Origin of the sequence: Saccharospirillum alexandrii (assembly GCF_043641555.1) — a bacterium.
GTDB classification, from domain to species: domain Bacteria; phylum Pseudomonadota; class Gammaproteobacteria; order Pseudomonadales; family Natronospirillaceae; genus Saccharospirillum; species Saccharospirillum alexandrii_A.
The window spans coordinates 1261431-1273224 of the sequence record NZ_JBHZRJ010000001.1 but is presented as its reverse complement, the minus strand read 5'-3'; the positions used below and the strand labels follow the sequence as shown (position 1 = coordinate 1273224).

At 58.6% G+C, this 11794-nt stretch carries 11 protein-coding genes; 4 read left to right on the top strand and 7 right to left on the bottom strand.

The annotated features are described in order from the left end of the window. Positions 1-51: 51 nt before the first annotated feature. On the bottom strand, positions 52-492 hold the full coding sequence (locus tag ACHUE7_RS05565; RefSeq protein ID WP_394169088.1) for a hypothetical protein: 441 nt from the start codon (positions 490-492) through the stop codon (positions 52-54). Continuing rightward, positions 476-736 carry an FAD assembly factor SdhE gene (locus tag ACHUE7_RS05560; RefSeq protein WP_394169164.1) on the bottom strand — a complete coding sequence of 87 codons (261 nt, stop codon included), beginning with the start codon at positions 734-736 and terminating at the stop codon, positions 476-478. Before ACHUE7_RS05560 ends, ACHUE7_RS05565 begins: the two co-directional genes overlap by 17 nt. A 245-nt stretch (positions 737-981) precedes the next feature. Between ACHUE7_RS05560 and ygfZ the strand changes: the two genes are divergently transcribed. After that, the gene (gene ygfZ, locus ACHUE7_RS05555) at positions 982-1923 is read left to right on the top strand and encodes a CAF17-like 4Fe-4S cluster assembly/insertion protein YgfZ (RefSeq protein ID WP_394169087.1); all 942 of its coding nucleotides are present in this window, start codon (positions 982-984) and stop codon (positions 1921-1923) included. 100 nt (positions 1924-2023) lie between these two features. Then, on the top strand, positions 2024-2860 hold the full coding sequence (locus ACHUE7_RS05550) for an HDOD domain-containing protein (protein WP_348477230.1): 837 nt from the start codon (positions 2024-2026) through the stop codon (positions 2858-2860). On the opposite strand, the gene ACHUE7_RS05545 is transcribed toward ACHUE7_RS05550, so the two are convergent. Further along, positions 2857-3117: a YkgJ family cysteine cluster protein gene (locus tag ACHUE7_RS05545; protein ID WP_394169086.1), complete on the bottom strand. Its 261-nt coding sequence runs from the start codon at positions 3115-3117 to the stop codon at positions 2857-2859. The two genes, ACHUE7_RS05550 and ACHUE7_RS05545, sit on opposite strands and share 4 nt — an antisense overlap. Positions 3118-3184: 67 nt before the next feature. Between ACHUE7_RS05545 and ACHUE7_RS05540 the strand changes: the two genes are divergently transcribed. Next, complete coding sequence (locus ACHUE7_RS05540; protein ID WP_394169085.1) at positions 3185-3955, top strand: alpha/beta fold hydrolase; 771 nt, start codon at positions 3185-3187, stop codon at positions 3953-3955. A 184-nt stretch (positions 3956-4139) separates the two neighbouring features. Here ACHUE7_RS05540 and ACHUE7_RS05535 read toward each other — a convergent pair whose 3' ends face one another. After that, positions 4140-4490, bottom strand: coding sequence for a hypothetical protein (locus tag ACHUE7_RS05535; protein WP_394169084.1), 351 nt, complete (start codon positions 4488-4490; stop codon positions 4140-4142). A 2-nt stretch (positions 4491-4492) separates the two neighbouring features. Beyond that, entirely contained in the window at positions 4493-8404 is a 3912-nt protein-coding gene (purL, locus tag ACHUE7_RS05530; RefSeq protein ID WP_394169083.1) for a phosphoribosylformylglycinamidine synthase, read from the bottom strand. Between the two features lie 39 nt (positions 8405-8443). On the opposite strand from purL, the gene mltF reads away from it, so the two are divergent. Then, positions 8444-9955 (top strand): membrane-bound lytic murein transglycosylase MltF, encoded by a 1512-nt coding sequence (gene mltF / locus ACHUE7_RS05525; RefSeq protein ID WP_394169082.1) that lies wholly within the window; start codon positions 8444-8446, stop codon positions 9953-9955. A gap of 8 nt (positions 9956-9963) precedes the next feature. On the opposite strand, the gene ACHUE7_RS05520 is transcribed toward mltF, so the two are convergent. Both ACHUE7_RS05520 and purU read right to left on the bottom strand, forming a co-directional pair. Continuing rightward, positions 9964-10896, bottom strand: coding sequence for a hypothetical protein (locus ACHUE7_RS05520; protein ID WP_394169081.1), 933 nt, complete (start codon positions 10894-10896; stop codon positions 9964-9966). After that, a complete protein-coding gene (purU, locus tag ACHUE7_RS05515) occupies positions 10896-11750 on the bottom strand; it encodes a formyltetrahydrofolate deformylase (RefSeq protein WP_127556353.1) in 855 nt (284 codons plus the stop codon). The genes ACHUE7_RS05520 and purU overlap by 1 nt, the downstream gene beginning before the upstream one ends. Positions 11751-11794 lie beyond the last annotated feature (44 nt).

The window sequence follows — 11794 nt, the reverse complement described above, 5'->3', positions numbered from 1 at the left end:
AGTCGTTCGCGCCCGCTACGCCAGTCAATGCAGCGCACTCCGAGACCTGTTTTACAACCTTTCCGGCTCCCGTCTCACAGCGCTGGCCTGAATTCGAAACCAGGCATTGAGACTGCGCCAGCTGGGGTCGGTTACACTGTCTCTCCAGATCATCAGGTCGCGACGGTTTCCGGTATCGGCACATTCCAGTTCAAAACGAACATAGAGCGCATTGCGTCGGCCACGCCCGCGCCACAAGTAGCGTTCGGCCCCGGAGGGCGCCATCTGCTCATACAGCCAAAGGTCCGCTCCCATCCAGCGCAGATATACCGGCGGTGGTTCTGAGCGTACAGCCACCACCAGGCAAAGGCCCAACACCAGGGCAAGCGCACCCAAAGACCAAAGAGGCAAAGCACTGAAGCCTAGTAAGAGCAGACATAAGACCAGGGGCGCCGACATCATCAGCCAGCGCAGGCGGGAGGGTTGTAACCGGCACTCAATCGGGTTGGACACGGTCCAGTATCTTGCGCACCATATAGGCCATCTCAGGGTCTTCGGGAGTGGATTTCTCCAGAAACCAGTTCCACAAATCCTGATCTTCGTTATCGATCAGTCGGCGATAAATGCGCTGATCGTCTTCACTCAGGGTCGGGTACACCGATTCGGTGTAAGGCACCAGCAATACATCCAGCTCGAGCATGCCACGCCGACTGTGCCACCAGAGGCGACGATGAATCAAAGCCTGTTCTTCTGTCATTTCCACGATTAAACGCCCACACTCAAACCCACAATGAGACGCCGGATACCTGGTGGTCCCGATACTCCCTGGGGAGTGAGGCGAGACACCCTTGATGAATCCGGCTGGTAAGGGCAAAGTGTAACAGCAAAGCGAGCGCAAACCGAACCTCTCACCACGCCGGTTTGTCTGGCATGCCAAGATTCATTAACCTTCACTTTCCGGACTCAACACCCACTACCCAGCCAAATACGGACACTGACATCATGCCTCCGGCTACCCAACAGACCACCGAATCCTCTTCGCCAGTCGACACCCCGATTTTTTACCCGCTTGAACATCTGGCGATACTCGATATTACCGGCACCGACGCCCTGACATTTCTGCAGGGCCAGGGCACCCAGGACTACCTGAAACGCCTGCCTCAGGCACCACTGCCAGGGGCATTCTGCACGCCCAAAGGGCGCGTGGTTGCAAACGTCTGGAACATTCTGCTGTCGACTGAGCCGAGCACCGTCAAACTGGTGATCGAGCGCAGCGCCGCCGACACCCTGAAACGCCACCTGGGCAAGTACATCCCTTTCTTTCGCGGCTCTAAACTGACGGATGAGAGCCAGGCGCTGCATGGGCTGGGGCTGTCCGGCCCGGAAGCCGGGCACTGGCTAACTCGGGTGCTGGGTAAAGGCAGCAATGATGTCTGGCGTAAGGGCGGCCACTTTGCGTTCAGTCTGCCCGACGGCCGCGCCCAGATCTGGCTATCGGCGTTGGCAGACGATTACGAAACCTTGATGGAACAGATCGAAAATTCCCGGGTGCACCCTGCAGCCGACTGGCAACGGCTGGACATCCTCGCTGGATATCCCTGGGTTAACGCCAGCCTGACCGGTGAGTTCGTGCCCCAGTCGATCGGGCTCGAACAACTCGACGGGATTTCATTCAACAAGGGTTGCTACACTGGCCAGGAAGTGATTTCCCGGCTTCACTACAAGGGACAGAGCAAGCGCGGCCTGCAACGCCTGCGCTGGCAAGGCGATGCAACACCGGCCGGGCCAGAGGTCTACACCGCCACGGGCACCGCCGGCACCTGGATCAACTGGGTAGCAGACGGTGAACAATGCCTGGGACTTGCTATGGTTAAACAGTCCGCCGATGCCCCGGCACTCTACCTGGACAGTGAGCGGCAGATACCGTTGGAGCTGCTAGACTAGGTGATAAAGTGCCCGCAGGCCTGACTGCCTGACGCAGCATGCCCGTGCTACACTGCCCTACCGATGAACGGCATCCCGGTATCAAGGAAACGTTGGCCCCATGAGCAAACTGTTAGAGACAGTCAAGCAAGACATCATCGACGCGCTGAACAACGACCAACTGGTTCTGCCCAGTCTGCCGGAAGTAGCCCTGAAAGTGAGGGATACGGCTGAGGATCCGGATGCGACGATCAAACAACTGACCGACATTATTTCCCGCGACAGCGCCCTGAGCGCTCGCATCATCCGGGTGGTTAACAGCCCCCTGCTGCGCGCACCGCAGGAGGTCAGGGACTTGTCGATGGCAGTCAGCCGCCTGGGCATGAACTACACCTCAAATCTGGCGATTGGCCTGGCCATGGAGCAGATGTTTCAGGCCACCTCAGACATGATCGACAAGCGCATGCGCCAACTGTGGCGCCTGACCGGCCAGGTATCGGCCATGGCAACCATACTGGCGCGTCAAACCGCAATCGTGGGCGCCGAAGAGGCGTTGCTGGCCGCACTGGTGCACAGGCTAGGGGCTTTACCCATTCTGACCTTTGCCGAAGAGCGCGATGACCTGATTCTCGATAACATCACCCTGGGTCAGATCATCGATCAATTGCATGGTCATCTGGGTAGCGTCATTCTGGAACGCTGGGACTTCTCGCCTCAGCTCAGCCGGGTACCGCGCGACTATCGCAAATTCGACCGTAACCCGGCCGAGGCCGATCTGACCGACATCATCACCGTCGCCAACCTGATCGTGCTCAAAGACAGCACCAGCGGCTGGTCCCGCATGGACTGGACCAAGGTCTCGGCCTTTGAGCGATTGGCCTTGCCGAATGATCGCGAAGACCCACTCTATGCAGAGCTGGAGCGCGAAGCGGCAACCGCACAGGCCGCTTTCCTCTAGGGAGCCGGCCTGGAGCTGACCTCCAGATCATCCAGTATCTGCAAGGCTTCTTCCCGGTTTGCCCCGCAAAACGCCGCCTCGGCCTTAAAGGCCGAGCACACTGCAGGCCGCTCGGGTCGCCCGAACAGGGCACAGCGGGCATCGTCCAATAAATGGACGCAGCGTACACCAGCGGGTTTGCCCGCAGGCATCCCATAGAACGCCTGGTTGATCGACGGCGCGATGCAGCAGGCACCGCACCCGGAACGACATTGCATAACCCACCTCTGGTAACATAAACGAATCGATAACCCCACAACCCACTGCAGGAGACTCCGAGGCATCATGGAACTGTACAGCGACACCCTGGGTTCAGGACCCGATCTGGTCATACTCCATGGCTTGTTTGGCAGTGGCGACAACTGGCGCAGTATCGCCAAATCGTTATCGGACCACTTTCGGGTTCATCTGCTGGATTTGCCCAACCATGGGCGTTCTCCCTGGGTAAAGCAACAGTCGTATCCGGTATTTGCCAGGGCAGTAACCGACTGGATGTCTTCACAAGGCATTGAAAACACAGCTCTGCTCGGACATTCGATGGGAGGCAAGGTGGCCATGCAAATGGCACTGAACGACGCTCAATCCCACCTCAATAAACTGATTATTGTCGACATCGCGCCAAGAGCCTACCCGCCCCATCATCAGGACATCTTCCGCGCCCTGGCAAACACGGACCTGAGTCAGTTCAAGAACCGCTCAGAGGTCGACGAAGCACTCAAAGACGGTATCGAAACCACGGGTATCCGCCAGTTCATCCTGAAAAGTCTGTATCGAAACGACGAAGGTCAATTGGCCTGGCGCTTCAATCTGGAGGCGTTGCAACAGCAGTACGACAGCATTGCCAACGAACCCGATTTCGAGCACCCCTTTGAAGGACCAACGCTCTTTATCAAGGGTATGAACAGCCAGTACATCCAGGCCAGCGATCAGTCGGCTATCACCGAGCGCTTCCCGAAAGCGACCGCAAAGATCATCGAGGGCGCAGGCCACTGGCCCCATGCCGAAAAAACCGCCGCGTTTCTGAGAATTCTGGAACGGTTTCTGGAAGCCGATTAACTCACGCTTCAGAGTTTGCTCTATAGACTAGCACCGGGTGCCGGGTATGCCTATGTGGGGAAGCCTGAGGCATGGATGCCGAAGTCTAGGCCCCATGGACGGGTTAATGCCGACCCTACAGAGGCATACCCGGTACCCGGTGCGGGCCACCGCCTTTGAACTGGACCGAACTCCGACACTTGAGTTAAAAAGACTTGGAGCCGCCCTGCTCCAGGCGGCTTAGATAATGGCGCAACCGAATCTGCCCCGCCTCCTTGAATCGCACCTTGCCCGTTCGGGGCCGCAAGCCTTGCTCATCGTGCAACTGAGCACAGTCTTTGCGCAACGATTCCAGATCCGGATCATGGCGTATGGGCATATCCAGAAAGAACTGCCACTCATCCTCGCCTGCTTCACCTTCCAGCGCTCTGGTAATCAGTGCCTGAACGCTATCCTGGGTCGGGCGATACACCGGGGCCTTTCCCCAGATCATCGCCAGCGTAACGCCGACAATCACGACAAGCGTGACGGCAAAGACGAGCAGAAATTCAGCCACCTCTACCCGACCCAGACCCGGGCATTGCGGAACATCCGCAGCCAGGGGCCGTCTTCCTGCCAGTGGTCCGGCCGCCAGGAATTAGTGACCGAACGGAATACCCGCTCCGGGTGTGGCATCATGATGGTGATGCGACCGTCGCTGTTGGTAAAACCGGTCATCCCGGCAATGGAGCCATTGGGGTTGAACGGATAGCGCTGCGTTACTTCACCGTAATTGTCGACGTAACGCAGGGCGACCAGACCACTGTCGACCGCATCATCGGCATGCGCCTGATCGCGAAACTCGGTCAGGCCTTCGCCATGGGCAACGGGTATCGGCAAACGCGACCCGGCCATACCCGCCAGGAAAATGGACGGCGATTCGGGAATTTCGACCATGACGGTACGGGCTTCGAATTGCTCCGATTCATTGCGCACGAAGTGCGGCCAGTGGTCGGTGCCAGGCATCAGATCGCGCAGGTTCGACAACATCTGGCAACCGTTACACACCCCGAGCGAGAAGGTAGAGGGGTCGTGAAAAAACGCCTGGAACATGTCGCGAACACGATCGTTAAAGCGAATAGTCTTGGCCCAGCCCTCCCCTGCACCGAGAACGTCGCCGTAGGAGAAACCACCACAGGCAACCAAACCGCGGAACTCGGTCAGCGAGCGCCGGCCCGTCAGCAGGTCGCTCATATGAACGTCGACGGTATCAAAGCCTGCTCGATCAAAAGCGGCAGCCATTTCAACCTGGCCATTAACGCCCTGCTCCCGCAGTACGGCGACTTTCGGGCGTACGCTCGAATCGACAGACCGGGTGACATCGCTGTTCGGGTCAAAAGTCAACTGGGCATGCAGGCCCGGGTCGTTGGCGTTCAGCCAGGCATCGTATTCCTGCCGGGCACAGGCCTCGTTGTCGCGCAGGGCCTGAATGTGGTAGCTGGTTTCGGTCCACAGGCGCAGTAAATCCGTTCGCGGTTTGACCAGCACTTCCTCATCGTCATCAGAGAAACGAATGAAATCATCGTCATTGCACTGGCCGATCACCGCCGAACAATCACCCAGGCCTGCCGCCGTCAGTTGTTGCAGGACGTCTTCGGTCTGCGCCTGTGCAACCTGAATGACGGCACCCAGTTCTTCGGAAAACAAGGCGGCAGTGACGTCATCACCGGCAAAACGCTCGACTTTGATGTCGATGCCGGTGCGACCGGCAAAAGCCATTTCACACAGCGTTGCAAACAAGCCGCCATCGGAACGGTCGTGATAGGCCAGAAGCTTGCCATCGGCAACCAGCCCCTGCATCACTGCCCAGAAGGCTTTCATGTCTTCGCTGTCGTCCAGGTCGACCGGATCAGAACCGACCTTGCGATAGACCTGGGCTAACGCCGACCCGCCCAGACGGTTCTGGCCACGGCCCAGGTCGATCAGTATCAGATCGGTCTCGCCCTTGTCCGTCCGCAATTCGGGCGTAACGGTTTTACGCACATCCGCCACCGGCGCCAGGCCCGACACGATCAGGCTGAGCGGCGCGGTGACGGCCCTGGTACGCCCGGCTTCTTCCCAGGTGGTGCGCATCGACATGGAGTCTTTGCCGACCGGTATGGTCAGACCCAGGTCGGGGCACAGTTCCAGCCCCACTGCCTTGACGGTGTCATACAGGGCCTGATCTTCGCCTGGGTGGCCCGCGGCTGCCATCCAGTTAGCCGACAAGCGAACCAGCTCCAGCTCGCCAATCGACACGGATGCCAGATTGGTCAGCACCTCGGCTACCGCCACACGGCCAGAGGCCGGGGCGTTCAACAGGGCCAGCGGTGTGCGTTCGCCCATGGCCATGGCTTCGCCGGTATAGCCGGAAAAGCCGGTCGTGGTCACCGCCGCATCCGCTACCGGAATTTGCCAGCGGCCAACCATCTGTTCGCGAGCAACCATACCGGTAATGGAGCGGTCGCCAATGGTGATCAGAAAGCTCTTGCTGGCGACGGCCGGCAAACGCAGCACCCGCTCGGCCGCTTCATGCAAATCAATGCCCCGGGTCGAGAACGAACCGGGCTCAAAACTTTGGCGCTCAAACTGACGCTCCATGCGCGGCGCTTTGCCGAGCAGAATATCCAGCGGCATATCAACCGCTTTATTGCCAAAATGCCGGTCATTCAACACCAACTGGCGTTTTTCGGTCGCCGTACCTATAACGGCAAAGGGGCAGCGCTCGCGCTGGCAAATGGCTTCAAATTCGGCCAGTCGCTCCGGGGTAACCGCCAGCACGTAGCGCTCCTGGCTTTCGTTGCTCCAGACCGCCAGGGGTGACATGCCCGGTTCGTCGTTGGGGATATCGCGTAACTGGAAGTCACCGCCACGCCCGCCATCATTAACCAGCTCCGGAAAGGCGTTAGACAGTCCTCCAGCGCCCACATCGTGGATAAAGGCCACCGGGTTGTTGGCACCCAGTTGCCAGCAGCGGTCGATCACTTCCTGGCAGCGCCGTTCCATTTCAGGGTTGCCACGCTGGACGGAGGCGAAATCCAGATCTTCATTGCCCTCGGCGCTGTCCATCGACGAGGCAGCACCGCCACCCAGACCAATCTGCATGGCCGGGCCACCGAGCACAATCAACGCCGAATCGACCGGAATAGCGTCCCACGCCTTGTCAACGTGGTCTTCACGAATATTGCCGTATCCACCGGCAATCATGATCGGCTTGTGATAGCCGCGAACTTCGGTGCCGTTGACACCAGCCGCGGACATTTCATAGGTGCGGAAATAACCCAGCAGGTTGGGCCGGCCGAATTCGTTGTTAAACGCCGCCGCGCCCAAGGGGCCATCGATCATGATGTCCAGCGCCGAAACAATGCGCCCCGGCTTGCCATACTGGCTTTCCCAGGGTTGAACGAACCCAGGAATATTCAGGTCCGAGACGCTGAACCCGGCCAGTCCCGCCTTGGGCTTGCCGCCGGTTCCGGTTGCGCCTTCGTCACGGATTTCTCCACCGGCACCGGTCGCCGCCCCGGCAAATGGGGCAATGGCTGTGGGGTGGTTATGGGTTTCAACCTTGAACAGGATGTGCACATTTTCTTCGTGATAGCGGTACTGATGATCAGCATCCGGGTAGAACCGGCCCGTGCGGAAGCCTTCAACTACGGCCGCATTGTCCTTATAGGCCGAGAGCACACCCGCCGAATTATGCTGATAGGTGTTCTTGATCATCTTGAACAGCGACCAGGGCTGCTCCTCGCCGTCAATCGTCCAGGTCGCATTGAAAATCTTGTGCCGGCAATGCTCTGAGTTGGCCTGGGCAAACATCATCAGCTCGACATCGGTCGGGTCGCGCTCCAGGCGCTGGTAGGCCTCAACCAGATAATCCATTTCATCCTCGGCCAGAGCCAACCCCAACGACTGATTAGCCTCGGCCAGTGCTTCCCGGCCACCGGTGAGAATGCCCACCTGACTGAGGGGTTGCGGCTCGTGATGACTGAACAGCTGAGCGGCATCGGGCGTGTCGTAAACCACCGATTCGGTCATCCGGTCATGCAGCGCCTGGCCAACCTGTCGCACTTCGTCTTCGCTTAATGGTTCATCGGTACGAATGCAATAACGGACGCCACGCTCCAGGCGCCGTATGGACGACAGGCCACTGTTTCTGGCAATGTCGGTGGCCTTGCTCGACCAGGGCGAAATGGTGCCAAACCGCGGTAATACCCAGACCGGGGCGCCATCGACCGATTCGACGTCAACCCGGGGACCATAGTGCAGCAATTGCTCCAGTGTATCCTGTTCGCTTGCCGTCAGATCCCCGGAGGTGTCGGCAAAATGCATGTACTCTGCGTAGACATCCCGAACCCGGGCGGCAAGCCCGGCATCCAGCACGGTCGGCAAGCGGGCCAGCAAGCGCTGACGGCGAAACGTGGATAAAACGGGATTTCCTCGGAGTATCAGCATATCGGGGCCTGTTCTGGATGCGGGCAAAAATCGGCGCGTATGGTAGCCGAAAAACAGGTAAAATGGCACTGCAATCACAGCCATATCAATCCCCGGGGACAGCGCTTGTTACTGACCAGACGTTCAATTTTTTCTTTCTGCCAAGGCGCGATACTGGTGCTATTGCTGGCGGGCATCGGCTTCTGGGTAGCCACCGGTTTCAGCTGGCACAACCACTGGCAACGGGTGCAGGCGCGAGACACCCTGATCATCGCCATTCGGGAAACGGACGGCGTCTATGTACAGTACGACCAGACCATGGCAGGCCTGGAGTACGATCTGGCCCAACTGTTGGGCCGGCAACTGGGCCTCGAGGTTCAGCTATTCGCGGTCAGCGATCTGCCCGACCTGTATCGTGCGCTGGCGGCTGGGGCTGTCGACATGGCGCTCACCGGCACCACCTATAACGCCAGCCAGCAAGATTTTACACCCGGACTCCCCTACCTGATGACCCGTGTCGGGCTGGCCCGGGAGATGGCCAGTACAGCGCCAGAACTCGATCAGCAGCGCATTGCCACGCTCGACCCGGTCAGCCACGGCGGCCTCAGCGACCGCCTGACCACAGACAACCCGGCACTTGACATGACGCTGACCAGCGCCGGTCCGGCCGAATTGATGACCCGAATCGACATGGGCGAGCTCGATATGGCGCTGCTTGATGAACGTGATTTTCTGGTGATGCGTCCGTTTTTCCCCAACCAGCGCTTCGACCCCCTGACCGAGCACCCGCGACCCGTCGCCCCGCTGTTTCGCAACCAGCGCGATCGCTCCCTAATCGATGCGGTTAACAACGCCTTGCGCGAACTCGAAAGGACCGAACTGATCCCCAGACTGGAAGATCGTTATCTAGGCCACACTCGTGATTTCGACTATGTGGGCAACCTGACTTTCGAACGCCACATTGGCTCTCGATTACCGGAGTTTGAAGCCGACTTTCGGGAACAGGCCGACCTGCACGGACTGGATTGGCGCCTACTGGCAGCCGTGGCCTATCAGGAGAGTCACTGGCGGCGTAATGCGGTTTCGCCAACCGGCGTGCGAGGATTGATGATGGTCACGCTGACGACCGCCCGCGAAATGGGGATAGATAACCGGCTCGACCCACAGCAGAGCATTCAGGCTGGCAGCCGCTATCTGGCTAGCCTGCACCGGCGCATCCCCGAACGAATACAGGAACCGGACCGAACATGGATGGCCCTGGCATCTTACAATGTCGGCGCCGGGCACCTCGAGGATGCCCGCATCATTACCGAAACCCTGGGTGATGATCCGGATTCATGGCTCGACGTTCGCCGGCACCTGCCCAAACTGGCACTGAAAGAATGGCACCCCTATACCCGCTTTGGGTATGCCCGGGGGCGGGAACCGGTAGTGTACGTCGCGAACATAAGGCGCTACTACAACGTACTGTTACGCGCCTTTCCCGAACAACAACCAGAGACTGGTGTCTTTATCACAGACAGGCTCGAAACCCTGCCGATGCCGGGTCTGACCGTCACCCCCGGGCCCTGATTTTGAAATCAGAACGTCAATTTGAAACCGGTCATCCAGCGCCACTGTTCCGGCTCCGGCTGCCAGCGAATTTCTGAATAGTTGAGTATGGCATCACTGAATACCTGGTCGATGCCAAAGGCCCAATAGCTGGCCTCATCCGACGCGTTTTGCAGGTTATCACGGCCATAACTCAACTTGCTGACGACCGTACCGGCCAGATAGGCACCCACCAGATCCCAGGCAACCACTTCTTCCCGATACAGGGCACTGCCACCCAGTTGCAGACCGTCGCTTTCCCACAGAATGGAACTGCCGAAAAGGCCAGCATCGAAGGCATCGTTACGTCGATAGGTCACCGCCACACTGCCTTCCGGCGTGTCGAGACCCGCCGCAACTGCCCACTGCTGCAACGTAGAGGAAGACGTTTCATCCTCAAAGGTCCACTGACCACTGATGTACATCAGCTCACCGTTACTGGCGGTGAACTCAAGACTGGGCTGTTCGAGGCCAAGTCCGTTGCGGGCACTGTAGGTATCAATGGCCATCGCATCGGTGAACCGGTCGGCACTGGTCGGTTGTGTGCCATCGAAGCCATGCATCTGGTCAATCGGGTCAGCCAGCAAGCGTTGCTCCAGGCTGCGCAACTGACCACCCCGTATGCTGTATAGCGGTTGCAGCCATTCAATAAACACCTGCCTGCTGGAAACCGGCTCGTCCAGAGACAGTGGATCAATATCCGCCTCCAGTACCGCGCGATACTGGCTGCCGCTTACCGATTCCAGCACTTCCAACCCGAGCCAGCTATTGGGTGCTTGAAGGTACCAGCGCCCGTCACCATCCAGTGCCGGCTCAAGGTAGGCACCCTGCACCTGCAACTGCCCGGTTACCCGGGATTCCGCGCCCCAAGCCAGGCCAGACCCGGCCAATAGTACCAGCGCTACATTGACGTGTTTTTGCATCAGTTGAATACCACCGTTTTATTGCCGTGAACCAGAACCCGGTCTTCCAGATGCCAGCGCAACCCTCGGGCCAGCACGGTGCGCTCGCAGTCTTTTCCAAGCCGCACCATATCCTCAATCTCATCCCGATGAGACACCCGAATCACATCCTGATCAATAATGGGGCCAGCATCGAGGTCGGCAGTCACATAATGGCAGGTCGCCCCAATAAGCTTGACGCCACGCTCATAGGCCTGATGGTAGGGCCTGGCACCGATAAACGAGGGCAAAAAGCTGTGGTGAATATTGATGACCCGATACGGCATTCGAGCGCACAGGTCTGCGGGCAGTATCTGCATATAACGCGCCAGCACTACCGTGTCAGCCGCATGCTGTTCAATTAGCCGTTCGACTTCAGCAAAGTGCGGCGCCTTGTCAGCAGGGTCGACCGGTACGTGAAAGAACGGAATGGCGTGCCACTCGGCCAGACTGCGCAGTGAATCGTGATTGGAAATAATACAGGCAATGTCACAATGCAAATCACCACTGTGCCAGCGGTTCAGAATATCGGCCAGGCAATGACTGTCGCGACTCACCATCAGGGCCAGTCGCGGCCGCTGGTCACTGTCTGTTACGCGCCAGGTCATACCCAGCTCTTCGGCGATGGGTGCAAACTGACGTGCCAGCTCTTGCGCATCGAACGGCAATGAACTGGCTTTGATTTCATTGCGCATGAAAAACCACCCTTGCTCCAGGTCAGCGTGGTGATTGGCCTCCAGAATGCTGCCATTGTGGTCGGCCAGAAACCGACTAACCCGGGCAACAATGCCAACACGGTCCGGACAGGACATCACCAGGCGAAAAACGCGTTCCATTCAGTTCTACTCCAAGGGCTTGAATTTGCAGAAAAAAAGCTATT

Coding starts and splice junctions, on each gene's coding strand:
- purU (WP_127556353.1), bottom strand. CDS start 11,750: ATGGAACGCGTTTTTCGCCTGGTGATGTCCTGTCCGGACCGTGTTGGC.
- purL (WP_394169083.1), bottom strand. CDS start 8,404: ATGCTGATACTCCGAGGAAATCCCGTTTTATCCACGTTTCGCCGTCAG.
- ACHUE7_RS05560 (WP_394169164.1), bottom strand. CDS start 736: ATGACAGAAGAACAGGCTTTGATTCATCGTCGCCTCTGGTGGCACAGT.
- ACHUE7_RS05520 (WP_394169081.1), bottom strand. CDS start 10,896: ATGCAAAAACACGTCAATGTAGCGCTGGTACTATTGGCCGGGTCTGGC.
- mltF (WP_394169082.1), top strand. CDS start 8,444: ATGGTAGCCGAAAAACAGGTAAAATGGCACTGCAATCACAGCCATATC.
- ACHUE7_RS05550 (WP_348477230.1), top strand. CDS start 2,024: ATGAGCAAACTGTTAGAGACAGTCAAGCAAGACATCATCGACGCGCTG.
- ACHUE7_RS05540 (WP_394169085.1), top strand. CDS start 3,185: ATGGAACTGTACAGCGACACCCTGGGTTCAGGACCCGATCTGGTCATA.
- ygfZ (WP_394169087.1), top strand. CDS start 982: ATGCCTCCGGCTACCCAACAGACCACCGAATCCTCTTCGCCAGTCGAC.
- ACHUE7_RS05545 (WP_394169086.1), bottom strand. CDS start 3,117: ATGCAATGTCGTTCCGGGTGCGGTGCCTGCTGCATCGCGCCGTCGATC.